Origin of the sequence: Ferruginibacter sp. (assembly GCF_028288465.1) — a bacterium.
In the GTDB taxonomy this organism is placed as follows: Bacteria; Bacteroidota; Bacteroidia; order Chitinophagales; family Chitinophagaceae; genus Ferruginibacter.
Genome location: NZ_JAQBNR010000039.1, coordinates 65,182 through 91,120 on the forward strand (window position 1 = coordinate 65,182; position 25,939 = coordinate 91,120).

The window sequence follows — 25,939 nt, forward strand, 5'->3', positions numbered from 1 at the left end:
TCAGTAAAAATTTCAAAAAGCATATTACAATCATTATAACCATGCGCATAAAAAGTATCATTACAGGTTTATTTTGTTTACCGGCACTGGCATGTTTGGCACAGAAAGACACAGCAAAAAAGCAGAGCATTGATATTACTTCCAGCTATAAACCGGTCTTGCGCAATGCAGTTAAAATTAATTTTTCGGCGAGCAATCTGACCGCTGATACGGCCAAACAGGTTGCACCCTATTCTATTCCTTCGCAAAATTTATTTTATACCTACCAACCGATGGCGTTAAAGCCACTGGCACTTGCTCAGGACACCAGCCTGGATATGGGATCAAGAAATTTTTTGAAAGCAGGGTTCGGAAATTATTCAACACCATATATCAATGCGGGTTTTAGTTTTGGAGATGGAAAAACAAGCCTGGTAAATGTGTATGCGGATTATATTTCATCCAAAGGAAAAATTGCCAACCAGGATTATAGTAAGATGAATATAAAAGCTGCCGGTAGTTATTTTACAGCAAGAAATGAAGTATATGGCAGCGCAGGCGTTAGCCAGTATGATTACTATTTATACGGGTACGACCATGCGTTGCATACCTACAACAGAAATGATGTATTACAACGTTTAACAGATATTAAATTGAAGGCTGGTTTTCGTAATAAAGATGCCAATGAGTCGGGTATAAATTATAATCCAAATGTGGAGATTAACATATTCAGTAATCGTAAACACCTCACGGAAAGTTCTTTGCTGATAGACGCTCCTGTTGATAAAACACTGGGCGACGTATTCTCTGTAAAAGTGGCTGCCAAGGCTGATATCACGACTTATACCACACAAAACTATATCCCCAATAATTTTAAATTCAACAACTATATTTTTTCAATAGCGCCGGAACTGGTGTACGCTACGCCTTCACTTTCACTGCATGGTGGTGTAACGCCTGCATGGGATAATGGGCAGTTAAGTGTATTACCTAATTTTTATGGAGAAGCTCAAATACCTGATAAACCTTTTTTGGTACAGGCTGGTTTAATCGGCCGTTTTATTAAAAACAACTATCAGAATTTAACGGCGTTAAATCCTTACCTGGCCCCGATTACTTCTGCACAACTAAATACAAAAGAAACTGAATTGTATGGCGGGGTAAAAGCATCCGTTGGAAAGCATTTCAATTTCAGTGCAAAAGCGGGGTTGCTTAGCTACAAAAACTTGCCTTTTTTTATAAACGATACTGCATCTGACATGAGGTATTTTAAAATAAGTAACGAAAGTAAACTGACTGACCTGCGCTTACACGGCGACTTAAGTTATATAAGCCAGGATAAATTTACTATTACAGGTGGGCTCACTTTTAACGGCTATACTGGTATGCACGATAATAACAAAGCCTGGGGAACAATACCGCTGCAAATTGACGCATCGCTTCGCTGGTGGGCATTTAAACAGGTTATGATTAAGAGCGATTTTACTGCTTACACCGGTTCATCTTACCTCTTGCCTGGCAACATCAACAATGCGTTGAGCGGTGCTGCTGACCTGAGTGCAGGTGTTGAAGTTTCGATCAACAAAAAAATAAGCGCCTGGCTTGACATCAATAATATCCTGAATAATAAATACCAGCGCTGGTATGGATACCAGGTATACGGAACAAATATTTTGGCTGGTGTGCTGTTGAAGTTTTAACAGCGTCCCGTCTCTTGCCGCCACCTTAAAAAATTATTGCTGAGTCATTGAATGAAACCGTTTTTGATATAATATCCTGCTATCTTTGATCCATACAATCTATCATGGAATATTTAATAGCCCCAACACTTTTTCAAAAAAAAATATGCCGGTTGCCCGGTATCGGCATCCTGTCTTTAAAAAATCATCCGGCAGTAAGTAATGTTGCCGCAGCAGTAATCAAAGCACCTGCACCGTTTATCAGTTTTTCTCCCGCAAATGAAAATGAAGAAAGTAGCTTCAATGAGTTTTCAGCACTTAGTGAAATAATCAGGAAAGACATTGAAGAAAATGGAACGGTTACTTTAAAAGGGGTTGGTGACTTTATTAAAAAGGAAAACGGTGCCATTGACTTTATACCATCCCACATTCATCCGTTGTTTATGCCGGATGTTACTGCAACAAGGGTAATCAGGCAGAACGCAGAGCACACCATCCTGGTAGGAGATAAGGAAACTACCAACACACAAATGAGCGGCTATTTCGTGGAAGCAGAAGAAATAACTCCGGCGAAAGACCGTTGGTGGATTTGGGCGATTGTATTGGTAGCAGCCGGTTTGGCAATAATTGGTTTGTACCTTCTGCAAAATGGTTTTAACCTGTTTGGCAATGTAGTTAACCCCTGATCTGGCTGACTAAATTTTTCCAACGGAAAAGATTACCGGGTTACAGACAAAAAAATGTCTCCTCCTTCACAAGTCTATATCAATTACTATTTTCATACAGCGGCTCTGTCACTTACTGATTAATATAAGCTTCAAACATTTTAGGCCAGCGTTTCCCCGTGATGTACAGCTTTTTACTGGTGCTGTCATAAGCAATGCCATTCAGTACATCTGTTCTGTCTGCAACAACCTGGTTTTTAAAATACTGATCTTTCAGGCCAGGTAAATCAATCCTGCCCACCACATGGCCGCTGGCGGGATCAACCTTTACGATGAAATCCATTGTATATACATTGGCGAAAACAAAACCGTTGATCATTTCGAGTTCATTCAAATTAGTTACCGGCCCTGTATTATCAGTAACCTGTATGGTAGTTCTTACCCTGAAATCTGCCGGATTTACAAAATATAAATTGGCAGACCCATCACTTATTATGAGTTCTTTGTCAGTGTGTGTAATGCCCCATCCCTCATATGGCCAATTAAAAGTCTGGATTGGTTTATCTATATTGTTCAAGTCGTATACATTTACCACGTGGCTTTGCCAGGTTAACTGGTAAATTTTATTATTAAAAATGGTGATGCCTTCTCCAAAAATTTTACCTGTACCCATTACATGTTTATGTTCCACCTTGCCTGTTTTTATATCGGTTACCCGTAAAGAGGATGTTTCATAATCACCTGTTCCTTCATATAATTTTCCATTGTGTATTTCCAGTCCCTGTGTATAGGCACTTGTATCATGCGGATAAATGCCGATAATATTTAAAGTAATGTTTTGAGGAGCTGCAATTCCGGTAGAAGGTGATTCTGCAGGCGTAGAGGGTTCGGTATTGTCGTTGTTATTGCTGCAGGCTGCTAATAGCAAAAGACCAGCTGATAGTAAATATTTTGTCATTAAAATTTAATTCGTTTGTGGGCAAAAGTACTAAAGCCCCGCAGCTTTAAAGCAATCACTTCAATAAAAGAATGCAAATATTTTTTGCCGGTAACGTTATTCTCCCTATTTTTATGCTATCTCTGAAACGGATATTTGAAACCACTTCTATTTTAACAATACCGTAGCCCGCTTTTTATTCTGAGATAAAAAAAATCCCATTTCTTTTATTGTTGGCCTCCAGGCCTTTTCTCCAATACCTCTGACAAGTGTTTTGTGTATCCCCATGAGCCAAATTATTTTTTTGCTATTCAAATTTTTGGTTTATGAAATTTATCCCGGGCCTTGTATTGCTTTTATTATTACCGACAATTGTTGCAAATGCGCAACGCAGGTGTGGTACGGCAAACTACATTCAGCAACTCATTAAAGCAGACGCTGGCTTAGGTAATTCCATCAACAAGGCGGAAGCACAGATAAAGGCAGTTACAAGCAAGGCCCCTGGTGAAAGGGATATAGTAGCAGACGAAATTATTTACGTGCCTGTAGTCATACATGTACTGTACAATACAGGGGTTCAAAATATAAGCCTTGCGCAAATTCAATCACAACTTACCGTCTTAAACGATGATTACAGTAATTTAAACGCTGACAAGGTTAATACGCCCGCAGTTTTTAGCGCCTTTGCAGCCGATACTAAAATCAGGTTTTGTCTTGCACAGGTGGATCCCCAGGGAAAAAGAACTTCAGGAATAGTAAGAAAATATACCGGTACGCAGGTTTTTTCCCCGGAGGATGCGATGAAATATACGGCGCAGGGCGGTGATGATGCCTGGGACTGTAAGCGCTACCTGAATATTTGGGTTTGCGATATGGGAGGAAGAACACTTGGCTATTCCAGTGTACCCGGTGGCCCCGCAGCTACAGATGGAGTGGTGGTTGCGTATGACGTTTTTGGGAGTACCGGCAATGTCCGTTCGCCCTATGATAAAGGGAGAACAGCTACTCATGAAACCGGTCACTGGCTTGGATTAAAGCATGTATGGGGCGATGCAGTCTGCGGTTCGGATGAAGTGGATGATACACCGACTCAACAGTATTATAATTATGGCTGCCCATCATTTCCACATGTATCCAATTGCTCGCCTGATGGTAATGGGGACATGTTCATGAACTTTATGGATTTTGCAAATGATGCCTGTATGAGCCTTTTTACAAACGGCCAGAAAGCGAGAATGCGTGCCTTGTTTGAAAAGGATAACATCCGCAATTCATTCTTAACATCGTTTGCATGCGATAGCACATTGGTACAAGCCAGCCCCGTAATTTCCGTGGATACGGTAGCGGCCGCAAAACCGGTTGTTGGGGTAAATATCTATCCCAACCCGATGCAATCAAATGTTACAATTGAATATGCGTCAACATTAAAATCGGTAACGCTGAAAACAATCAATATCTACAATGTATCCGGTAGTAAAGTATACACAGCCACTTTTAATTCGGCTAAAACAACAATCAGCGTTGCTACTTTAGCTAAGGGGATTTACATCTTTAGTGTTGAAGAAGGAGCAAACAGGTTTACAAAGAAACTCATTAAGCAATAAATATTTAATTCATCATGCAGGCGATTTTCCGGGCGGCTTCGGGTGCAAGGGCAACACCCATTCCGCTCATACGTATACAGCAAAAAACGTCACTTTCTATTTGCTGAATCAGCGGTTTTTTCTCACTGCCCATTGCCATAATACCGCTCCAGTTATCAGTAACAGTATAATTGGTTTCCGGAAGTAAGTGTTGTGCAATAAAATCCTGCAAGGCGGTTTGTATTAAAGAGGTAGTCTCCATCTCCAGGGTATTCTCATTATCAAAATCTTTATTTCTGGCGCCGCCTAACAACAACCGGTTGCCTACGTTTCTGAAGTAATAATAGCCCTGGTCAAAATGGAACGTACCTTTAAATTTAAGATTGGCGATAGGTGCTGTAATAAGCACCTGGCCGCGGTTTGGCACGATATCTATCTGCGGTAACAGCTGTTTTGTAAAGGCGTTGGTACAAAGCAGAAGTTGATTTGTATAAAAAGAAAGCTCTATTTTTTCGTTGCCTGCAATGGCATGTAATTGTATTCCTCTGGAATGTTTGTCAAAATGCTTTACTTCAATGTTAGTTAAAACCTGTATTCCCATTCCCTGTACTTTTTGCAGTAAAGCCTGCACCAGTTTCCCCGAATGAATTCCCGCTTCCAGCTCATTTTCTATTAAGTGAGTGAAATCTTTAAACCCAAATTCAGTTATTTTTTCATCAGCAATTTTAAATAAATTTTCGTGGCTGGTAATTGTATGCAGTCCGCTGTTAAGCCAGTCAAGTTTGTTGGCACATTCATGCCAGTCTGCTGAGTGTTCCGAAAAGCATTCATAGCCGCCGCACGGATCATAATCAATAGCAGCATCATCAAAATATTGTCTTATTTGCTGCAGTCCCTTATAGCGCATTTCAACGAGTTGCCACATGTTTTCTTCTCCCATGGTTATCGCATCTGCTATCAATTCTCCCGGGCTTCCAAAGCAGCTGAAGCCGGCGTTGCGGGTGCTTGCCCCTGTTGGTATTACGCCTCTTTCAAGGATCGTTATCTTATAACCGGGATTTTTTTCTTTTAGTTTCAGCGCACTCCATAACCCGGCAAATCCACTGCCAACGATGATAACATCCTGTGGTGCAAAAAAACTTTCCTTCTCCCAAAAAGATAACTGCGGCATGTAGTAAGAATTGTTAAAAAAGATAAAGGTAGAAACTAAATAAGTACATTAAACGTTACACCACTAAATTTGTCCTACTAATCAAAATATTATATGAAAAAAATCACTACCATTTTTATTGCAATTACATGGCTCGTTACGGCAGCTCATGCGCAGGGGCTTAAAGGCCTCATGAACAAGGTTACCAAAAAAGATAGTACCTCCGGAAAAAGTTTGCTGGATAAGGTGACACCAGGTTCGGGCTCGTCAGGTTTGGGAAAGGGGCTGAGTAATGACGATATTATTGCCGGTTTAAAAGAAGCCTTGCGGGTTGGTACCGACAGCAGTAGTAAAAAACTAAGTGCTGTGAATGGGTTTTTTGGCGATGCCGCTATAAAAATTTTAATGCCGGCAGAAGCCCAGAAGGTAGAAAAAAACTTACGTAATTTGGGGATGGGAAGTTTAGTAGATAAAGCCATTCTTTCAATGAACCGGGCAGCGGAAGATGCAGCAAGTGGTGTTGGAAATATTTTCTGGAACTCCATAAAACAAATGAGTGTTAGTGACGGTTTGGGAATTTTGAAGGGTGGTGACTTTGCTGCCACGGATTATCTGAGGAAAACAACTACCATGGAGCTGACTGAAAAATTCAGACCAGTAATTGAAGCCAGCCTTGTAAAGGTAGATGCAACCAAATATTGGAAAGATGTATTCAGCAATTACAATAAATTTTCTGCCAGCAAGGTAAATCCTGATCTTACTGCATATGTTACCGAAAAAGCGTTGAGCGGTTTATTTTTAAACATCAGTCTGCAGGAACAAAAGATACGGAAAGACCCTGCAGCGCAGGTTACAGGTATTTTGAAGTCGGTGTTTGGGGGCAGTAAGTAACTAACTTTTTAATCTAATCTGAATCATTTTAAAAGGGCTGCAGTTAGCAGCCTTTTTTATTACCTTAGCCAATATGAAAGTTGGCCTTCTGTTTATATGTTTAACAATCTCAATAAAATTTTCGGTCAACAAGTCAACTATAATGATCTTATTGGGATATCCTGGACATACAATAAGCAGACATTTTCAGATAGCATCAGCTTTGTATTTACAGATAGTGCTCACTATAAATTATATTATTGGAAAAACGGGAAAAACTATTACAACGGAAACTTAATGTATTATTCCCTTGATACATCTTATTCACCCACACTTTGGTGTTGGGGAACATTTACAAATGTTGGTACAGGTAATCAGAAAAACTGGCAGGAGATGTATTGTTTTCTAAGAATGATAGATAAAAATACCCTTGAAGCACAATCAAAATGGAAGGGTAAAAAAACCAAAAAAGGAAGTTGGAAAAAACATGCAAGGTTTACTTATACCATGATTAAAACCAGCTGAATACTTATTTTTTGATGTTCCTATTTTCATTAAAAAACAACTTTAATCAATTCCGGTAATCTTATTTAAGCTTTCGTCACCAAAAACTGAATAATGGAATATGCAAATGCAATCAACCGGCATTTAATTTTTAACCGATAATTTTGCACACAAATACACATCATTGAGCGCTCCCGTTTTTTTTATAACACCACCGTTTACGCAATTAAATACGCCTTATCCTGCTACGGCTTACCTCAAGGGTTTTTTAAATACAAAAAATATTCCTTCCTTCCAGGCCGATTTGGGTATTGAAGTAACATTGGCTATTTTTTGTAAAGAAGGATTGACACATTTATTCAGCGTCATTCCCGACAAAGAATGGTCGGAGAATGGCTGCAGGATAATTGCGTTGCAGCAGGAGTATATTAATACCATTGATGCGGTTATTTTGTTTTTGCAGGGAAAAAATTCAACGCTGTCACATCTTATCGGCAACAGAAATTTTTTGCCTGAGGCCAGTCGTTTTGCACAACTGGATGATTTGAAATGGGCTTTTGGCAGTATGGGCATCCAGGATAAAGCAAAGCACCTGGCAACCATGTATCTGGAAGATTTATCTGATTTAATAACAGAGTGCGTGGATGTGCATTTTGGTTTTAGCAGGTATGCTGAAAAGTTAGGAAGAAGCGCCAACAGTTTTGATGAACTATATGCCGAACTGCAAAAAGACTATACCTATATTGATGAATTGCTGATTGAAATTCTGCGAAATAAGATGGATGCAATCAACCCATCATTGGTTGCTATTTCAGTCCCGTTTCCGGGTAACCTGTATACTTCGCTTCGCTGCGGGCAGTTTATAAAAAAACAATATCCCGGCGTGAAAGTGGCTATGGGAGGAGGTTTTGCCAATACAGAACTCCGCTCTCTGAGCGATGCAAGGGTGTTTGAAATGTATGATTTTATTACACTCGATGATGGTGAAGCGCCGGTAGAAAACCTGTTGCTCTACCTGGATGGTAAAATAGCCATTGACAAGCTGAAGCGGACTTTTACCTTGGTGAACGGCCAGGTAACTTATATCAATAATGCAGCCTGCAGCGATTATAAACAAGGACAGGTTGGTACACCGGACTATAGCGATCTGTTGCTTGATAAATATATTTCCGCCATTGAAGTCATCAATCCCATGCATAGTTTATGGAGCGATGGACGCTGGAATAAGCTCACCATGGCGCACGGCTGCTATTGGGGCAAATGTACTTTTTGTGATATTTCACTCGACTATATAAAACTATATGAACCTATCGCGGCGCAATTGCTTTGCGACCGTATGGAAACAATCATTGCGCAAACCGGTCAGAACGGTTTTCATTTTGTGGATGAAGCTGCGCCGCCTGCCCTGATGCGTGCGCTGGCTATTGAAATCATCAAAAGAAAACTAACTGTCAGCTGGTGGACGAATATTCGTTTTGAAAAAAGTTTCACCAGGGATTTATGCCTGTTATTGAAGGCTTCAGGTTGCATTGCAGTTTCGGGCGGACTGGAAGTGGCTTCTGACCGCCTGCTTGCACTGATACAAAAAGGCATAACCGTGGCACAGGTGGCAAAAGTAAATAAGCATTTTTCGGAAGCCGGTATTATGGTACATGCCTACCTGATGTATGGATTTCCAACGCAAACGGCACAGGAGACGATTGATTCATTGGAAATGGTAAGGCAGCTTTTTGAAGCAGGGATTTTGCAATCTGCCTTCTGGCACCAGTTTACCATGACGGCACACAGCCCGGTAGGGTTGGAGCCTGAAAAATATAAAGTGAAAAAAATGAGCGAGGTGACAGGCAGTTTCGCCAATAATGATATTGAACACACCGATCCAACAGGTGCTGATCATCCTGCGTTTAGTTTTGGGTTAAAAAAATCGTTGCTAAATTATATGCATGGCGCCTGTTTTGACTATCCGCTGCAAAAATGGTTTGAGTTTAAAGTGCCCAGGACAAGCGTACCACCTGATTATATTGTACAGGCACTGGAACAACAGGAACCCACTACAGCAAAGCCCGGCGCAAAAATTACCTGGCTGGGCACAAGGCCTCGGGTAGTGCATTTTACCAAATCAAAAAAAGGAAATCATTGGCCGATGACCGAATTGATTTTTCAGAATAAAAAAGAAACAGTTAGCATTAAAGTAAATGAACTACAAGGCGATTGGCTCGCAGCCATGCTGGAAAAACTGTCAGTACATAACAATGACGTGTATACGCTGCAGCAGGTAAAGGAAAACTATGAAGTAAACAACCTGGAAGACTTTGAACTTTTTTGGGACAACAAACCCGTGAATAGTTTGTATCGTTTTGGCTTGCTGCAGCTTTAAAGAGTGGCCGTTCAAATGGTCTTCGAAATAAAGCAGCAGCTCAGACAATACCAGGGAAAAAAGCTCCTGCTTTTCTTAAAAACCCCTTACCATTCCCATTGCCTCTATAGCCATTTTTTGATTCAGTTCAAATGTTAGTTCTTTGTGGTTGATGGTATCTACAATGGTACCAATAAAACAAAGACCCGCGGTAAAAAAATAAAGGATGCCCATTCCAATTTGTCCGGCAACAAACCGCTGAATGCCGGCAAAACCTACAAAACCAAGTACGCAACAAATTAAGATGGTTTCTGATCGTTTGCGTTTTGCATTGTACAGCGAAATAAAAAGATGCAGTTTATCTTCCGGAAGATCTTTTGTAAAAGCCTTTAAAAAGGCAAGTTCATCAGGTTCAATGGTAGGTATCAGTGTAATTAAATTGGTGCTCATGTCAATATCAATTTTGGTTTTAATGAAAGTTGTACTATACGATGACAAATAATAATCACGGCCAGTATCCCAAGCGGGTGATGGTGAAAAGATGAAACCAATTGCAGGTGGAGGGCGTCATGTATAGCATGGCCTATTCCGCATCCGGGGCATGCGTGTATATTGAGCCTGCTGAAAATACAGAGCGTGGGAGCACTGCGCTCCGGGCGCATACAAAACATCAGTAACAGCGACAGGCACCAGAACAATCGTTCAAAATTTTTACTTAAAAAATGTTTTGCCCGTTTTATTAATGTATCCATTTTAAAATCTTGTTATTGCATTTTGATTACAAAGTGTAAGGCAAATAAAAGGATTAGCAATGTTTAATAAAAATACCTTTTATATGTATGCAACCCTGATTTTATTTTACGAACGGTACCAGCATCATACATATGCTTTTAATAAAAATCATATTGTGCGGTGATTGATATCATTGGGATCAGGCTGTATATAATGGTACTTTTAAATCCTAAAAAGTTTATCATGAAAGCGATTATAGTTCCTGTAGATTTTTCAACAACAGCTGCCAACGCAGCTGAGTTTGCCGGCAACCTGGCCGCGTTTTATGGTGCCGATCTATTGCTGTACAATGCGTACGAAATTCCGGTTGCATTAAGTGAATATGCCTACCCGGTATTTGATGTGGGCGAAATGCAAAAAGCAGCCATTCATGAGCTGGAAATTCTTAAAGAAAACACAAAGGCAAAGGTGCGTGGCAGCATCAACATTAATATAAAAGCAGAAATGATCACACTCGAAACTGGCCTGCAGACCTTGTGTGCTGAAATCAACCCCAGTCTTGTTGTGATGGGCCTCTCAGGCAAGAACGCACTTACCCGTTTGATTGTAGGCAGTAACACCATCAAGGCAATTCACTATTTAAAATACCCGATACTGGTAGTGCCGCCCAAAGCTGAGTTTATTCCCATCCGGAAAATAGGACTGGCCTGTGATTATAAAAAAGTCGTAGAGTCTACGCCATTAGCACTGCTCAAAAAAATCGTAACAGATTTCAGGGCAGAGCTGCATGTATTAAATGTAGATTTTGAGAACATGCATTTTCAACCAGGGATGCTAAAAGAAAGTTTTGTGTTATCTGAAATGCTGAAGGAACTTAAACCAGAATATCACAGCATAGAGTCTGCCGATGTTATCAACGGACTAAACAATTTTGCAATTCATTCTAAATTAGACTGGATTGTAGTGATACCCAAAAAACACTCTGTGGTACAAAAAATATTCACCCGCAGCCAAACGCAACAATTGTTATATCATACCACCATACCAATACTGTGTATACATGAGTAAAGAACAATACCAATTTGTGGATGACAATAGAGTCATGATGGTGCAGCAATGAGCAGCCATATAACTGACTCTTTTCCCTACATCAGCTTCAATTAATTTTGTGAAAAATGGTAGAATTCATTTACAGGCCGAGATAAACAAATCAATCCAGTACCTCATACACATTCATCGGATGTGCTTTATTTTTAAGCGAAATTTCTCCTACTTTACGGCAGTTAAAAGACTCCTTTATTTTTTCATAGGTCTGTTCGCTGATTAATATCTGGCCTGGAGTGGCAGCGGCCTGCAGTCGCTGTGCTGTATTAACAGTATCACCAATAACCGTATAATCCAGCCTGCGCAGACTGGCTGCACCGATGTTGCCGGAAATCATCTCACCGCTGTTGATACCGATGGAAACCTTCGGCGTAAATGTAACTTTATCGTTAAGTGACGGCAACTTTTCTACCTGTGCTTTTGCGGCCAGGCAGGCATCAATCGCCCGGTCTAAATGGTACTTGCCCCTGAACACAGCCATTATAGCATCTCCAATAAATTTATCGATGTAGCCCTCATTTGCGATTACTTCTTTAACCATCACGTCGAAATATTTATTCAATAATTTAACAACGGTATCGGGCGATTCGGTTTCGCTGATGGAAGTAAAGCTGCAGATATCCATAAAAACAACAGTGGCGTCAATCGTTTCATTGGCAGTAAGTGATGATTCAAATTCATGACTTCCCATAAAATTCAGCACGGTTTCGTCCACATACATTTTAAGGATGTTATTTTCTTTGATGGCTTTCAGCGTTTCCCTTAACTGGGTAACATGTTTAATTGTTTTTATAATCGTGAGCGAGAGGTCTTCAAAGTTAATTGGTTTGGTTATAAAATCGAAAGCGCCGCGGTTCATTGCCGTGCGAATATTTTCCATATCGCCATATGCCGAAACAATGACCGATTTTATAAGCGGGCTTGATTCGTTGAGCCTGCTGAGTAATGTCAGGCCATCCATTTCCGGCATATTAATGTCGCTCAATACAATGTCAACATCCGGGTGCTGCTGTATTTTATCCAGGGCATCATTGCCATTGGCAGCAAAAATAAATTCGTATTGCTGTTCCCTTATCTTCTGCCTGAATTTTTGTTTGATGAGCATTTCCAAATCGGCCTCGTCATCTGCTACCAATATTTTTGCCATCAGTAAATCAATTTAAATTTTTCTTTTAATAAAGTAAAGTCAACCGGCTTGGTTAAAAAATCGTCGGCACCCAGTTGTTTGGCCATATTAAAATTTTCTGCGTCACCGTAAGCAGTAATCATCATCACCATTGGAGGTGGTTTGTGGTATTTTTGTTTGATGTGTCCCAGTAATTCCAGCCCACTCATGCCAGGCATATTGATATCGCTTAAAATTAATACGGCTTCATGCTCGTGTTGATTTAAATATATCAAAGCGTCTTCACCTGAAAATGCGAAAACAAATTCAAGCGATTTGTCTTTTATCTCTTTTCTGAACCGTTGCTCAAACAGGGTTTGAATATCCCGTTCGTCATCTACTACTAATATTTTCATTGGTTAAATATATAGAATTTATGCTGGTAATAATATAGTGAATTCTGTTCCTGTTCCTTCTGATGTATGAACGGTCAATTGGCCGCCATGCCCCTTGGTAATGATGTCATAACTCATACTTAAGCCAAGCCCGGTGCCCTGGCCCGTGGGTTTGGTGGTAAAAAACGGTTGAAATATCTTATCCATAATATTTGCCGGAATGCCGGGCCCGTTATCTCTCACCGTAAGGGAAACAAGGGTTCCTTCGTCTTCTGTTGGCGGTATCAGCGCCGTAGTAACCCAAACTGTCGGCGTTTTATGATTTGCTGCAACTGTATTGTCCGGTAATGCAGAAGGTTGTGAGGCCGCGTAAAACGCATTGGTAATTAAGTTTAAAATTACGCGGCCAATATCCTGAGGAATTACGTTGATGGGAGGGATGTAGCGGTCAAAATCTGTTTTCATTGCGGCGTTGAACGATTTGTCTTTTGCCCGCAAACCATGATAGGCCAGTCTTAAATATTCATCTGCCAGTTTGTTGATATCGGTTGGTTCTTTAATACCATTGCTGTTGCGGCTGTGCTGCAGCATGCCTTTCACAATTGAATCCGCCCTTTTACCATGATGATTTATTTTTTGCTCATTTGCCGCAATGTCTGCAGCAATGGCAAGTACTTCTTCCGAATCTCCTTTGGCGATCGCCTCCTTCATCTCTTCAATGAGTTCAGTGTTTACTTCCGAAAAATTATTAATGAAGTTTAACGGGTTTTGAATTTCGTGAGCTATGCCGGCTGTTAGTTCGCCCAGCGATGCCAATTTTTCTGATTGAATCAGCTGCGCCTGGGTGGTCTTTAATTCAGTCAATGCCTCTTCCAGCGTTTCTTTTTGACTGGTCAGCTCTGCTGTGCGTTCTGCCACTTGTATTTCCAGTTGGGCTTTCATGGAAGCCATGAATTTATTCTTCTGCTCTTCTTCGTGCGTTTTTGATTGCTCTTTTATAAGTGCCTTTCGTTGTTTGTTATTGATGATTAGCAAGGCTATCATCCAGATAAAAGCAAAAAAACTGGCGGCTTCAAAAAAGTAATGAATCTTATTGTAAAATGAAATGCTGATCAATTTAAAAACGTCTTCTACAAAACTTACTAAAATCAACGGCAGTACTGCAAACATCGTAGGCCGCTCGGAACTAAATTCATCATTTAAATAAATGATCCCCAAAACAACGGCCACTACGCCATTTGCAATCCAGCCGGAAAGCGGCTTTAAAAAATTAAATGAAGCCTGCACCGTAAATAGCGCAATGCACACAAACATAAGCCCAAGCAGTATTTTTTCCCATTGGGGGAACGCTGTTTTTGTCTTAAATTTTTTGCGCAGCCGCAGGATGATAAAAAATGCAATAAAAATCTGTAAATCCATTGGTGTCTTATTGTGTTAACTGCTTCACGGAAAAAAAGGTGATAACCGTAACTGCCATTTGTGCAACTAAATTAAAGAAAATAAAGCACCTTTTGCTTATGCAAAAAGCTTATCAGCCAAACAACTAGAACGTAAAGGCTTTGTTTATATATTAAGCGTCTCTGCCTGGATTCTATCAGTCCTGTCATTTTGTTTACCTCGTTATACAAACTCGTTAAAGTAAACAGGCTCTTTGGTTTTTTAATTGATTTTAATCACACGATATTAATATATTTATACCGGAATATGAAGATTTGAAATGCGGCAATCAACCATCCCTGATATTATACACAACATGCAGTACGGTGAAATTTTAAATAAGGCGGAAAATTATATCAGTGAATTGTACAGGCTCAATGCTGCAAAAAACTTGTACTATCATAACTATCAGCATGCCATGGAGGTGCTGTCCAATGCGAAAAAAATTGGGGCACATTATCAGCTGAATGATCAGTTATTCTTCGTTGTTTGCGCAGCGGCTTGTTTTCATGATTCCGGTATACTGGTGCCCGGTGACTTATTGCACGAAGATAAAAGTGCGGCGCTGGCGGATGAATTTTTTCACCAGGCCGGTGCAGCAGAGGATGATATCGCCACCATTAAACGATGCATATTGTCGACAAAAATGCCGCAGCAGCCACAGACACTGGAAGAACAGATTGTTTGCGATGCCGATTTGTTTAACCTTGGCACTGCTGAGTTTAAAGAAAAAAACAAACAACTGAAAAAGGAAACAGAAGCAAGAACCAACACAAAAATAGACGGGATTGCCTGGCGGGCCTCGTCCGTCAGCCTGCTTGAAAATCACCGGTACCATACAACTTATTGCCAGGAGTTACTCAATGAAACCAAGGCGCAAAACCTCGCCTGGTTAAAAAGTAAACAACAGGAAAAATTGCTGGAACTGCAACTGGCGGCTGCAGAACCATTGAGCGGGGCTGGTAGTGCCTCAGATAGCGGCATCCCAGGAAAGAAAAATAAAATAAAAGAAAAAGACAAGCCTGTAAAAGGGATTGAAACCATGTTCAGGATATCATCGGCCAATAATGTGCGGATAAGTGTAATGGCGGATAATAAGGCCCATATAATGATTACGGTAAACTCTATTATTCTTTCTGTTTTACTGGGATTGGTTTTAAAAAATCCGGATGAAAATCCGCATGTGCTGATACCCTCGTTTATTTTGCTGGCGGTGAGTGTAACTACTATTATTTATTCTGTACTGGCCACCCGCCCACATATTGGAGATGGCGAATTTACCAAAGAGCAGGTAGAAAAGAAATCGGTCAACCTGTTGTATTTCGGCAGCTTTTACAAGATGAATTTCAGGGAGTACAACGAAGGTATCAAGGCGATGATGGGTGACAGCGAATTTTTATACGGCAGTCTTACAAAGGACATTTTCTGGCAGGGAAAAGTGCTGGGCCGCAAATATCGCTTATTGCGGATTTCGTACACCATTTTTATGTACGGCCTTATTGCAGCTGTGGTTGCGTATGCCATCTCTGCTATTGTTTACAGGTAACAGTACTATTAACATGCACGTATGCTTAAACCTATCTTACTATCAGCAAACAGTTTTTTTTGTTTAATGGTAGTATTGGTATGTGCCAATTGTAACAGCTCCGCACAATTTGGGAGCCCGGCGGGGTACGACTTTACCCGCCCTTCAAAAAAAACATTGCCAGCAGTTTTACATGAAATTTCAGGGATTGCAGTTGATAAAAAAAACGACAGTTCATTATTGGCTATTGAGGATGAAGATGGAAAACTGTTTTCTTTTTCAATGAACGACAAAGCGCTCCGGTATTTGAAATTTGCAAAGAAGGGAGATTATGAAGATGTGACCATTTTAAAAAACAACCAGGTTGCTGTACTAAAAAGCGATGGTTCAGTTTTTCTTTTTCGTGAAGCGGCTTTGCAAAATGAAAAGATTGACAGTGTAAAGGTTTACGACCATATTTTGCCGGAAGGCGAATATGAAGGTTTGTTTGCCGATGATAGTACACTTATCACGTTATGTAAAAACTGCCCGGAGGATAAGCAGAAAAAGGAAGTTTCTGTTTACAAATTGCAGTTGGCAGCATCGGATTCATTGCGTCTGCTAAGTTCTTTTAAGATAGATATATCGGCTATACAGGCAAAGGGTGAGGATGGAAAAATTAAATTTCATCCATCCGGAATTGCAAAGCATCCTGTAACAAAGGAATGGTTTATCATCTCATCAGTAAATAAACTGTTGCTGTTGTTAGACAGAGATTGGAAAGTTAAAACCTATTTTAAACTCAACCCGGCGCTGTTTAATCAACCGGAAGGAATCAGTTTTAACAGCAGGGGCGATTTGTATATCAGCAACGAAGGCGGCGAAGGAGCAGCGACTGTATTGTTTTTTAAGTACTTGCCCGGCGGTATTGTAAAATAACCATTCAATCTTCTTTCAGCCCTTTTATCACTACATTACCGGTACCGTTTTTATCACAGGGATAACCGAATTCTTTTTTCATTTTGGCTGCGTTGTTTATTACGGCATAAAATTCATCCAGGTATTTAAGGGTAGTTTTTTTATATTTTTCATCCAGCAAAGTACAGTTTGTATAAATTGAATAGATGTCGTTTTTAATACGGTTGTATACAGCAACAGCACTGTCGAATTTTGAAAAATTGTTTATGCAATAGCCTCTGTACCGCCGCTCCCTTACACTATTCATCAGTAGTTCTTCTGCCGGTTTTGCATAGGGCGTGTTCACGATTCCGGCATGATCAAAATCGTATGGAACGGCTACTGGTATTGCATTGGAGTCGGCGGCTATCAGTTTAATATTCTGCAGGTATTGAACCGACCAATCTGTATTACCAATGAGGTATTCAAAAACTGACATCATTAAAAACGAATCGGTCTCGGTATCTTCTGGTTGTAATTTTTTTGATAGCGGAATGCTGTTATTTCTTTTAGCCATTTGCTTTTCTTCTTCCAGGAAAACGGCAAAAAATGACGCTGCCATTTTTTTGCCGTTATTATCCAGCATATTTATTTTTACCAACCTCGCCCTAAAACTTTTAGGCGTAACCAGGTTATATAGTTTGTACGCCAGCCATTCCCTTATCACATATTCGTCGCCCTGGCAGGGCATTACCAGTTTTATTTTATCCTGGTCTTTAAACACAGATAATTTAAAAAGATCGTTTTGTGTAAAATGTATTGACAAAGGCGGATACAAACAATTCTCTTTCAGCTTACGAAAATGTCCGCGGGTTTTTCCCTGGGCATTAAGCGTTACTTCTGAGCTGTCATCCTGCCGGCAGGCAATGTTAATTGGATATAACCGGGGGTTTTCTGTTCTGTCATTTAGCAAGTCACGAAGGTTGCCGGAGAGGGTAATTTCCAGTACCTGGTCGCTGTCAAACAAGCCGGGGGAAACTTTTTTTAGCGATGCTGTCACAGACGAAGGCGGTTGGCACCGGGTGCAAATAGCAATAAAAAGCAAACCGGCAGCAGTCATGGACCGCAGAAATATTTTCATTTGTATGTATTTGATAATTGAAAATGAATCGTTGTGCTTGCTAATGGATAAGTTGTTTTTGGAGGGGTCGTCTTTCATACGCAATTTTTAAGGAAACAACTCTTCTAAAGTTACCGTATTTATTGCATAAAAGAAATAGCCATCTTTAAACAGGATACGTTTACCTACCGGCTATCACGGCTGGTATCCGTCTATATTTGTCAGTCCTTTTCTTTCACCAGGCTTCTTCCTTCAGCCTTGCCGGTGGGGTAGCAGTGGTTAATTTCAGCGCTTTGCCTCTATAAAGCTTAGTGGAGCTAAAATTGAAACCTTTACAACGCTTCGCTAATGCTGTCACAATGAGCTAACGGCTTTTATCATCTTTTGCAATTGCCATTTTATGTTGAATGTTATCCCGTATTAGGTTTGTCCCGCCTGCCTGTTTAAAAAATCGTTCCCCCAACAACAAGGGCAGAATTGTGATGGAACACGTTTTTAATTTCTGCCTTTTAATTTGGCAATTGAATGATAAACTTACTTCCGTTACCTTCCGTCGTCTCCACCTTCAATTCTCCGCCGTGTGCCTTTACAATATCGTAGGCCAATGATAAGCCTAAACCCGTTCCCTGTCCGGTGGGTTTGGTAGTAAAGAATGGTTGGAAGATTTTATCTTTTATTGATTCCGGAATGCCGTTGCCATTGTCGTTTACGCTGATTAAAGCTTTATCACCTGATTTTTTTGTACTTACTGAAACAGTTGGTTCATATTTAGCCGCTGCCGGGGTTGCAACCGCCGACAGGGCTTTTTCGTTCGTTGCATAAAATGCATTGGTAAGTAAATTCAATATCACTCTTCCAATATCCTGCGGAATGATATTGATGTTGCCAATACTTTCATCAAAATGTGTTTTTACAGTAGCATTGAAAGATTTGTCTTTTGCCCGCATACCGTGGTAGGCCAGTCTCAAATATTCATCAGCTAACCTATTGATATCAATGGGCTCTTTTGCCCCATTACTGCTTCTGGAATGCTGCAACATTCCTTTTACAATCGCATCAGCACGTTTGCCATGATGATTTATTTTTTCTTCATTAGCTATTACATCATCTGCCAGTGTTTTAGCTTCATCAATATTTCCTTTCTCCAGTTCATCTTTCATTTCAGCCAGAATTTCTTTATTAACTTCTGAAAAGTTGTTGACAAAGTTCAACGGGTTTTGGATTTCATGTGCTATGCCAGCAGTAAGCTCTCCAAGGCTTGCCATTTTTTCACGCTGAATTAATTGTGATTGGGTTTCTTTCAGTTCCGTAAGGGTTGTTTGTATTTCTTCTTTTTGCCGGTTGGTTTCTTCGTATAAACCAGCCAGCTCTACATTGCGCAACCGATATATTTCCGCCTCATTTTTTGCGTTTTCTACTTTATGAGAAATCTCAAGGTGTTGAATTTTTTGATTCAGACTATCTGTATGAATCTGTTTATAAAGACTAATATAGATTTCAATGTGTGCAAGCGCTTCCTGGTGAAGATTAAATTGTTTACAGGCTTCATAGAATCCTAAATGAATTTTAGCAAGCAAATCAAGGGCTTTGATTTCTTCCCCCAACTGCAACGCATGATTCAGTAACGCAACTACCTTGTTGCAAAGTTGCTCAGTAATACTTTCTGTTAATTGAAGTTCTGCCAAAAACAACATTACTTCAGCCTGTCCTCTTTTATCCTGAATAACCTTCCGGATGGCTAAACTTTCATTATAGTAGGTATTTGCTTTTTGGTAATCTGCTAACTCCTTACAAATATTTCCCAGGTTAACGAGCGCATTTCCCTCGCCTTTTTTATCGCCTATGGTATGAGAAATAGACAATGCCCTTGAACAAAACTCAAGTGCTTTATCATACTCCTTTAATTTATAGTGTATGATGCCTATATTATCCAGGCATCCAGCTTGTCCCCATTGGTCGCCTAATATCTGACGAGAGTCCAGGCTCTCATGATAATATTCAATTGCGTTGGTAAAATCGCGCATTTCAAAATAAATGAGCCCGATTAGATTTAGACAATATGATTTTGGCATAAGCAGGTCATGCTCACGGGCTACGGACAAGCCTTGCAGAAGATAAGTGAGTGCAGTTTCAAAGTCGCCCAAATACTTATAGGTTGCTCCCAGGTGATAACTAGTAAGCGACTCTCCCTCTTTATTACCAGTTTGCTGTCTTATTGCTAACGCTTTAAAAAGATAATCCAATGAAGCGGCATAATTTCCGTAGCTACGTTGTATAATACCGTTGTATTCATAAACTGAGGTCTGACCATTCAAATCATCCAGTGATTCAAATAAAGGCAATGCTTTATCACAATACGCAAGCGCCTCCTGGTGCTTTGAAAGGCGAATCAGCGTGAAAGCAAAAGTGCGGTATCCTTCTGCCTTCCCTTTTACATAATTTATTTCTTCAGCAAGCTGGAAGGCTTCCCTGCTAAGTTCATGGGCCCTGGTGGAGTCTGCTACACGTATTTCCCACGCAAGTTTATTTAGCTGGTCTATTTTTTCTGATGCTGAAACGTAGCCTTCTTTATTTTCCATATCGGTAGACAGTTCAGTGTTAGGAAGATAAATCAGTTAACAGCCAGGCATCAGCTGTTCCCAATTTTTGATCACTGCACAATTTTATGTGTAAAAATAACTGCAGCTTGTAGGCTGCCATAAATTTAATGCAGGTGGAAATAATGCCTTCTCCCAACGGCCCCTTTTCGCCCCAGGGGTACACAATTTCTTTATGAAACAAATCATCTTCCGTAAACTGGGTAAATAATTTATTGATGATGTCAATCTGTTCATCCATCAATGCAAGAAATTGTTCGTGTGGCAGCTTTTTGGAAGCCGCAGTTACTTCGCCAAAAAAAGTATTAAAGGGCAGATCACTTTTATTCATCCAATAGTCTAACGGCGCTGTTCCGATGATGCATAAATATTGCAGCAACTCGTGTATACTCCTCAGTTCTTCCTTTGTTTTAAAATCCATTTTATCGTGCGGAATTTTTGTATAAAGCCTTTTGCATATTTTCATTTCTTTCACGATGGCGTTTAGCAGGTGTTGTTTATACATGATGAATGGTTTTATTGATTGCTTATGAAAAATAAGTAAAAACAATACGGGCGACTGGCTTTTGCTGCCGTATTCCTGGCCAATATTTTGCCATCAGTATTTTTGGACAACCGTTGTAACGATTAATCTTGCCGGAAAAGAAGCGTTTTAAATATAGATAGTGGAGATGCTAAAAGGTGCAATAAACATACTACATTTTATTGTAATTTTTTTAATATACCGGGGATTTAAGGCAAAGCAGGTAAAAGAATAGTAAATATTGTACCATCATTTTCTTTATTATTCATTTTTATTTCACCCCGGTGCGCCTTAATGATATCATAGCTTAAACTCAAGCCCAGGCCCGTTCCCTGTCCGGTTGGTTTGGTGGTAAAGAAGGGTTGAAATATTTTGTCTACTATTTTTTGAGGGATGCCATTACCATTGTCTGTTACTTTTATTTCAACTTTATCAGCTAACTTTTTTGTACTTATTGAAACAGTTGGTTCATAGCCCTCAATTCCTGATTTCTTTTTCTGATCGACAGCATAAAAAGCATTGTTGAGCAAATTCAATAGCACCCTTCCAATATCCTGCGGTATCATATTGATGTGACCAATGGTTTCATCAAAATCTGTTTTTAAAGTGGCATTGAAGGAATTGTCTTTTGCTCTTATACCATGATAAGCCAATCTTAAATATTCATCAGCCAGTTTATTAATATTGGTGGATTCTTTTTTCCCGCTGCTGCTCTGGCTGTGCTGCAGCATCCCTTTTACGATGGCATCGGCCCGCTTACCGTGGTGATTTATTTTTTCCAGATTTTGTTTGATGTCTGACGAAATAATTTTTGCTTCTTCAATATCTCCTTTGTTTAATTCTTCATTCATTTCATCAATCAGCTCATTGCTTACCTCACTAAAATTATTAACGAAGTTTAACGGGTTTTGAATTTCATGTGCAATGCCTGCGGTGAGTTCGCCAAGGCTGGCCATTTTTTCTGATTGAATGAGTTGTTGCTGAGTAGATTTCAATTCAGCATAGGCTTGCTCAATTTTAATTTTATCTCTTCGCTGGCGTCGTGAATTTCTATACAACATTGCGGCTATAAATATCAATAAGATAATTCCGGCAATAAAGGAATAGGTTCTTATCCTTGAGATGGTTCTCAACTGTTCTGCCTTTTGCTCTTCTAATTTTAGCTGTTCACTAACCCCGGCTACCTGGAAGCTCTTTATTCTTTCCTCTTTATTTAATCCATTCTTTAAGGCAATTGCCTTTTTAAGGTATTGATATGCACTGTCCATTTGATGCACCCTGTCAAAAGCGGAGGAAAGCGATGAGTTGGCTGCTATTAAACCCAGGGTGTCGTTAATGTGGTGATAGATGTTTAAGGCCTTTCGGGAAAAATAAAAGAGAGAATCTGCATTCCCATCGCTTTGTGAAATATCTGCCAGTGACTGGTAGGCCATGCCTTCAAAATCCGGGCTTTCCGATTCAATATTGCTCTTTATGCTGCGCCTGTAAAATTCTTTGGCTTCTTTGGGCTTATTCCGTTGTTCATATACTTTACCCAGATTCCAATAAGTAAGGCCTTTGTATTTTTTATGACCTGATCTGTCACTATAAATGATAGATCTATTAAATGCAGACTCCGCTGAATCGAGGTTTCCCTGTCCACGATAAGCTTCCCCGCTATTCATCCATGATAACGACATCATAGCGTCATCCTGAAGCTGGTTGTTTAACTGATGTACAATTTGATGGAGCTGCAGGGATTTTGCATATTCGCCGGTGAAATAGTTAACGATTGCCAGGTGCTGGTATATGCCGGCAAGCACCGTAATGCGGGCATGGTATGCATCGTTTTTAAAAGACAACAAGGCGGGGCGCCACATACCTTTTTCGATTCCGTCCTGCGATGCCAATGACCTGGCCACGAGCAAAAATTTCAATCCACCCGAATAGTTCTGGATCGAACAGGATACGTATCCGTTCCTGCTCAATGCCTCGGCCTCCCAAACAGGTTGTTTTGTTTTGCGGGCCAGTGTCAGCATTTCCTCATAATATTGTAAAGCTGCCGGCCGGTTACTTTCCTGGTAATACAATGCAATCTCCCTGTCCACATACATTTTCAGCGTGTCATTTGTAGAAACAGTTAACATCTTTTTTAAGCTATCCACCTGCTCACGGGAAGGTTCCTGCCAATAAGGATTGTTTTGTGCATTATTGTAAAACGGCAACAATAAGAAGCAAGCGATCATTAAATATTTATGGTGAATTTTCATTTTTATCCTATCGGCAATTGAATTTTGAATGTACATACTTCGTTTTCTTTTGTTTCCATCTTCAACTTACTACTATGTGTTTTTATAATATCATAACTTATCTGAATCACGGATTTAAATGGATTTTTGGATTTCACTGATCTCATGTTAGCGTACAACTCTTTTAATGGTTAAGCTTTTACTTCCAAAATTTATTAGCAACCCAACTTCGAGTTTGTAGGCTTTCAGGTAATTTAATATCTGGGCAAGATGCACATCTTCAAATTGTATGATCGCTTTCAACTCCACTAATACTTTCCCTTCTACAACAAAGTCCGCCCTTCTTGTTCCAATCGGTTCCTGCAATTCTTTATAAAAAATTTCCTGCTCAATCTCCCTTGCATAGGATAGTCGGGCTTGAGTAAATCCCAGGCCAGGGCTCTTTGATAAATTACTTCCTGAAACCCATTCCCTAAAAACTTATGGACCTCAAAGGAAGCGCCTATGATTTTTTCTGTTATTTCTTTATATTTTAATTCTGCTGTCATACTATAAATCTGTGCAATCAGTTAATCAATTTAAATCCGTGATTCAGATATTTGGTAATTGAATTATAAACTCCGGCCGAACCCCTCAGCACTTTCCACTTCCGAAGTGATCCATATGCTTTGAACGCTATGCCCTTACTGATGCAGGCTTCTTAAATAGCAAAGTCACAATCGTTCCGTTATTGATTTCATAGGTTAATTTACCATCCAGTTGTTTTGTCAAAAGGTTCACTAATTGCGTCCCGAAACCTGTGCCTGTTGCTTTTTCATTGATTGATTTGCCGATACCATTGTCTGAAATTTTCAATAAAAGCAGTCCTTCAGCATTCACTGCTTTGTCTTCTTCGGTTAAACTGATTTTGATTGCCCCGTTTTCTTTTTCATTAAAAGCGTATTTCAATGAATTGGTCAATAGCTCGTTGGTGATAAGGCCAACTGAAATAGCAGTGTCCACATCTAACACCAATTTAGGCATATCACATTCCACTTTGATATGGCCTTCTGCGTTGAAAGAATCGAGAATATTCTCACTGAGATGGATAAAATAATCCCGCATTTCAATGGCTGCTAAATTTTCGCCCTGATACAGTTTTTGATGAATAATACCCATTGAATGTACCCGGTTTTGGCTTGCCAGCATAGCCGATTGTACAGAGGGGTCGTCAATTTGAGCGGATTGTAAGGCCAAAAGACTGGATACTACTTCGAGATTATTTTTAACGCGGTGATGGATCTCTTTTAATAACAATTCATTTTCTGCATTTCTTGCAGCGAGCGATACCTGGGTAGTTTTGAGTTCTGTTACAGTTTTTTCTATCTCCTCATTTTTATCTTTTAAAGCCAGGTTAGCTTTCACTTTTATTTTATTGCTTTTGTATAATACAAAGGCAATGATGGAAAAAAGCAGTAACGCAGATAATGAAAGCAGTAGTTGAGCCCTGCTTTTTATTCTAATTCTTTTAGCTTCCGCTTCCTTCAATCTCAGCTGCTCTTTGAAACCAATATTTTGAAAATTAGTCAATGTTTTTATCTCTTTGCCATTGAGAGAATCACTCAATTTTTTAGATAGTTGCAAATAATAAAAGGCGCTGTCATACTTGTTTTCATCTTTAAAACTTAAAGCAAGGGCTGTATATGCGTTTTCCATTTCAGGAACATTACTACCCAACAATCTGTAGTTGGCAACACCTGCTTTAGCATAATACAAAGCAGAATCAACCCTGCCCAATTTTCGATAAGTGTCAGCCAATGCAAATTGGGTCAGCGCTATATAAAATGTATTTTGATTTTTCCTGAGTACCTCTAATGCTAACAGGTAATTGATTTTTGCATCTTCAAAATTTCCTTTTCTAAAAAGTATATCGCCAATAGCTTTATTGGATGCGCCGCCATAGTTTTTATTCTCCATTTGTTTTTCAACGGGCAAAACAATTTGCTGAAAGTAGAGAGCAGAATCCAATTTGCCCATATTTAAATAGGCGTTGGCAATATTATTATTGATGGTCCATCTTAAATTCAAATCATTCGTTTCCGTTTCGATTATTGTCTTTGCTTCTTTTAGTTCTGATAGCTGTTTATCAAAATTTTCCGTGCGGCCATACAACATAGCCAGGCTGTTTTTTATATAGCCTAATAATATTATCCTGTTTATTGTTGGATCACTGCTGGTAAAATACTTACTGAAAAAGGGCGTGATGATAACGTCCTTGGCAATATTTTTATCTTCAATTAATTTATTGGCAACAAGCAATTTAGTCAATGCGGTTCCATAGTCTCCGTTACTCAGCAATGTAAAGCCGAGGTCACTCAGGATACTTGCCTGGTAAAATTTTTGATTCAGTTTTTCTGCAGTTGAAAAAGCAATATCTGCATAGTAAATTGAGCTGTCCCTGTTAACTTCAGCATATTTTAAGGCCAACTCGCAAAAATTATTTAAACGAATGGTATCATTTTGTCCTAATAAATCAACGGGATAACTAAACAGGATAAACAGGATGAGTAAATAACTTTTAATCCGTTTCATTAT

At 39.7% G+C, this 25,939-nt stretch carries 21 protein-coding genes and 1 pseudogene; 9 read left to right on the top strand and 13 right to left on the bottom strand.

All coding sequences use genetic code 11. The features are described from left to right. Window positions 1–41 precede the first annotated feature (41 nt). Together JWR61_RS15815 and JWR61_RS15820 are read left to right on the top strand one after the other, a co-directional pair. Complete coding sequence (locus JWR61_RS15815; RefSeq protein ID WP_301928718.1) at window positions 42–1,679, top strand: hypothetical protein; 1,638 nt, start codon at window positions 42–44, stop codon at window positions 1,677–1,679. Window positions 1,680–1,783: 104 nt separating this feature from the next. Then, complete coding sequence (locus tag JWR61_RS15820; protein WP_301928719.1) at window positions 1,784–2,344, top strand: hypothetical protein; 561 nt, start codon at window positions 1,784–1,786, stop codon at window positions 2,342–2,344. Between the two features lie 112 nt (window positions 2,345–2,456). On the opposite strand, the gene JWR61_RS15825 is transcribed toward JWR61_RS15820, so the two are convergent. Further along, the gene (locus tag JWR61_RS15825; RefSeq protein WP_301928720.1) at window positions 2,457–3,281 is read right to left on the bottom strand and encodes a glutaminyl-peptide cyclotransferase; all 825 of its coding nucleotides are present in this window, start codon (window positions 3,279–3,281) and stop codon (window positions 2,457–2,459) included. 305 nt (window positions 3,282–3,586) lie between these two features. Between JWR61_RS15825 and JWR61_RS15830 the strand changes: the two genes are divergently transcribed. Continuing rightward, the gene (locus tag JWR61_RS15830; protein ID WP_301928721.1) at window positions 3,587–4,864 is read left to right on the top strand and encodes a T9SS type A sorting domain-containing protein; all 1,278 of its coding nucleotides are present in this window, start codon (window positions 3,587–3,589) and stop codon (window positions 4,862–4,864) included. A gap of 4 nt (window positions 4,865–4,868) precedes the next feature. On the opposite strand, the gene JWR61_RS15835 is transcribed toward JWR61_RS15830, so the two are convergent. Then, entirely contained in the window at window positions 4,869–6,014 is a 1,146-nt protein-coding gene (locus JWR61_RS15835; RefSeq protein ID WP_301928722.1) for an FAD-binding oxidoreductase, read from the bottom strand. 93 nt (window positions 6,015–6,107) lie between these two features. Here JWR61_RS15835 and JWR61_RS15840 point away from each other — a divergent pair, with 93 nt between their 5' ends. From JWR61_RS15840 to JWR61_RS15850, 3 genes are all read left to right on the top strand, one after another. After that, entirely contained in the window at window positions 6,108–6,884 is a 777-nt protein-coding gene (locus JWR61_RS15840; protein WP_301928723.1) for a DUF4197 domain-containing protein, read from the top strand. A 96-nt stretch (window positions 6,885–6,980) separates the two neighbouring features. Further along, a complete protein-coding gene (locus tag JWR61_RS15845; RefSeq protein WP_301928724.1) occupies window positions 6,981–7,388 on the top strand; it encodes a hypothetical protein in 408 nt (135 codons plus the stop codon). Between the two features lie 163 nt (window positions 7,389–7,551). After that, window positions 7,552–9,744 carry a radical SAM protein gene (locus JWR61_RS15850; protein WP_301928725.1) on the top strand — a complete coding sequence of 731 codons (2,193 nt, stop codon included), beginning with the start codon at window positions 7,552–7,554 and terminating at the stop codon, window positions 9,742–9,744. Between the two features lie 75 nt (window positions 9,745–9,819). On the opposite strand, the gene JWR61_RS15855 is transcribed toward JWR61_RS15850, so the two are convergent. Beyond that, entirely contained in the window at window positions 9,820–10,173 is a 354-nt protein-coding gene (locus JWR61_RS15855; protein ID WP_290338635.1) for an NINE protein, read from the bottom strand. After that, window positions 10,170–10,475, bottom strand: a complete 306-nt coding sequence (locus tag JWR61_RS15860) for a DUF2752 domain-containing protein (RefSeq protein WP_301928726.1) — start codon at window positions 10,473–10,475, stop codon at window positions 10,170–10,172. Before JWR61_RS15860 ends, JWR61_RS15855 begins: the two co-directional genes overlap by 4 nt. Before the next feature lie 223 nt (window positions 10,476–10,698). Between JWR61_RS15860 and JWR61_RS15865 the strand changes: the two genes are divergently transcribed. Next, a complete protein-coding gene (locus JWR61_RS15865) occupies window positions 10,699–11,523 on the top strand; it encodes a universal stress protein (protein ID WP_301928727.1) in 825 nt (274 codons plus the stop codon). A gap of 142 nt (window positions 11,524–11,665) precedes the next feature. Here JWR61_RS15865 and JWR61_RS15870 read toward each other — a convergent pair whose 3' ends face one another. Genes JWR61_RS15870 through JWR61_RS15880 form a run of 3 tightly spaced genes read right to left on the bottom strand, consistent with a single transcriptional unit; the run spans window position 11,666 to window position 14,478 of the window. Continuing rightward, entirely contained in the window at window positions 11,666–12,706 is a 1,041-nt protein-coding gene (locus JWR61_RS15870) for an adenylate/guanylate cyclase domain-containing protein (protein WP_301928728.1), read from the bottom strand. Further along, window positions 12,706–13,080 (bottom strand): response regulator, encoded by a 375-nt coding sequence (locus tag JWR61_RS15875; RefSeq protein WP_290338630.1) that lies wholly within the window; start codon window positions 13,078–13,080, stop codon window positions 12,706–12,708. Before JWR61_RS15875 ends, JWR61_RS15870 begins: the two co-directional genes overlap by 1 nt. Before the next feature lie 18 nt (window positions 13,081–13,098). Next, entirely contained in the window at window positions 13,099–14,478 is a 1,380-nt protein-coding gene (locus JWR61_RS15880) for a sensor histidine kinase (protein ID WP_301928729.1), read from the bottom strand. A gap of 298 nt (window positions 14,479–14,776) precedes the next feature. Between JWR61_RS15880 and JWR61_RS15885 the strand changes: the two genes are divergently transcribed. Beyond that, a complete protein-coding gene (locus tag JWR61_RS15885) occupies window positions 14,777–16,042 on the top strand; it encodes a Pycsar system effector family protein (RefSeq protein ID WP_301928730.1) in 1,266 nt (421 codons plus the stop codon). 21 nt (window positions 16,043–16,063) lie between these two features. Beyond that, window positions 16,064–16,939 carry an SdiA-regulated domain-containing protein gene (locus tag JWR61_RS15890; RefSeq protein ID WP_301928731.1) on the top strand — a complete coding sequence of 292 codons (876 nt, stop codon included), beginning with the start codon at window positions 16,064–16,066 and terminating at the stop codon, window positions 16,937–16,939. 4 nt (window positions 16,940–16,943) lie between these two features. On the opposite strand, the gene JWR61_RS15895 is transcribed toward JWR61_RS15890, so the two are convergent. From JWR61_RS15895 to JWR61_RS15920, 6 genes and pseudogenes are all read right to left on the bottom strand, one after another. Continuing rightward, complete coding sequence (locus tag JWR61_RS15895) at window positions 16,944–18,116, bottom strand: hypothetical protein (protein WP_301928732.1); 1,173 nt, start codon at window positions 18,114–18,116, stop codon at window positions 16,944–16,946. A 410-nt stretch (window positions 18,117–18,526) separates the two neighbouring features. Beyond that, window positions 18,527–20,596: a tetratricopeptide repeat protein gene (locus JWR61_RS15900; protein ID WP_301928734.1), complete on the bottom strand. Its 2,070-nt coding sequence runs from the start codon at window positions 20,594–20,596 to the stop codon at window positions 18,527–18,529. 19 nt (window positions 20,597–20,615) lie between these two features. Then, window positions 20,616–21,119 carry a hypothetical protein gene (locus tag JWR61_RS15905; RefSeq protein WP_301928735.1) on the bottom strand — a complete coding sequence of 168 codons (504 nt, stop codon included), beginning with the start codon at window positions 21,117–21,119 and terminating at the stop codon, window positions 20,616–20,618. Between the two features lie 227 nt (window positions 21,120–21,346). Further along, window positions 21,347–23,422 carry an ATP-binding protein gene (locus tag JWR61_RS15910; RefSeq protein WP_301928736.1) on the bottom strand — a complete coding sequence of 692 codons (2,076 nt, stop codon included), beginning with the start codon at window positions 23,420–23,422 and terminating at the stop codon, window positions 21,347–21,349. Window positions 23,423–23,533: 111 nt separating this feature from the next. Further along, window positions 23,534–23,913: pseudogene (locus JWR61_RS15915) on the bottom strand (GxxExxY protein). Between the two features lie 127 nt (window positions 23,914–24,040). After that, window positions 24,041–25,936, bottom strand: coding sequence for a histidine kinase dimerization/phosphoacceptor domain -containing protein (locus JWR61_RS15920; protein ID WP_301928737.1), 1,896 nt, complete (start codon window positions 25,934–25,936; stop codon window positions 24,041–24,043). Window positions 25,937–25,939: the final 3 nt, after the last annotated feature.

Coding starts and splice junctions, on each gene's coding strand:
- JWR61_RS15815 (WP_301928718.1), top strand. CDS start 42: ATGCGCATAAAAAGTATCATTACAGGTTTATTTTGTTTACCGGCACTG.
- JWR61_RS15820 (WP_301928719.1), top strand. CDS start 1,784: ATGGAATATTTAATAGCCCCAACACTTTTTCAAAAAAAAATATGCCGG.
- JWR61_RS15825 (WP_301928720.1), bottom strand. CDS start 3,281: ATGACAAAATATTTACTATCAGCTGGTCTTTTGCTATTAGCAGCCTGC.
- JWR61_RS15830 (WP_301928721.1), top strand. CDS start 3,587: ATGAAATTTATCCCGGGCCTTGTATTGCTTTTATTATTACCGACAATT.
- JWR61_RS15835 (WP_301928722.1), bottom strand. CDS start 6,014: ATGCCGCAGTTATCTTTTTGGGAGAAGGAAAGTTTTTTTGCACCACAG.
- JWR61_RS15840 (WP_301928723.1), top strand. CDS start 6,108: ATGAAAAAAATCACTACCATTTTTATTGCAATTACATGGCTCGTTACG.
- JWR61_RS15845 (WP_301928724.1), top strand. CDS start 6,981: ATGTTTAACAATCTCAATAAAATTTTCGGTCAACAAGTCAACTATAAT.
- JWR61_RS15855 (WP_290338635.1), bottom strand. CDS start 10,173: ATGAGCACCAATTTAATTACACTGATACCTACCATTGAACCTGATGAA.
- JWR61_RS15860 (WP_301928726.1), bottom strand. CDS start 10,475: ATGGATACATTAATAAAACGGGCAAAACATTTTTTAAGTAAAAATTTT.
- JWR61_RS15865 (WP_301928727.1), top strand. CDS start 10,699: ATGAAAGCGATTATAGTTCCTGTAGATTTTTCAACAACAGCTGCCAAC.
- JWR61_RS15870 (WP_301928728.1), bottom strand. CDS start 12,706: ATGGCAAAAATATTGGTAGCAGATGACGAGGCCGATTTGGAAATGCTC.
- JWR61_RS15875 (WP_290338630.1), bottom strand. CDS start 13,080: ATGAAAATATTAGTAGTAGATGACGAACGGGATATTCAAACCCTGTTT.
- JWR61_RS15880 (WP_301928729.1), bottom strand. CDS start 14,478: ATGGATTTACAGATTTTTATTGCATTTTTTATCATCCTGCGGCTGCGC.
- JWR61_RS15885 (WP_301928730.1), top strand. CDS start 14,777: ATGCGGCAATCAACCATCCCTGATATTATACACAACATGCAGTACGGT.
- JWR61_RS15890 (WP_301928731.1), top strand. CDS start 16,064: ATGCTTAAACCTATCTTACTATCAGCAAACAGTTTTTTTTGTTTAATG.
- JWR61_RS15895 (WP_301928732.1), bottom strand. CDS start 18,116: ATGAAAGACGACCCCTCCAAAAACAACTTATCCATTAGCAAGCACAAC.
- JWR61_RS15900 (WP_301928734.1), bottom strand. CDS start 20,596: ATGGAAAATAAAGAAGGCTACGTTTCAGCATCAGAAAAAATAGACCAG.
- JWR61_RS15905 (WP_301928735.1), bottom strand. CDS start 21,119: ATGTATAAACAACACCTGCTAAACGCCATCGTGAAAGAAATGAAAATA.
- JWR61_RS15910 (WP_301928736.1), bottom strand. CDS start 23,422: ATGTACATTCAAAATTCAATTGCCGATAGGATAAAAATGAAAATTCAC.
- JWR61_RS15920 (WP_301928737.1), bottom strand. CDS start 25,936: ATGAAACGGATTAAAAGTTATTTACTCATCCTGTTTATCCTGTTTAGT.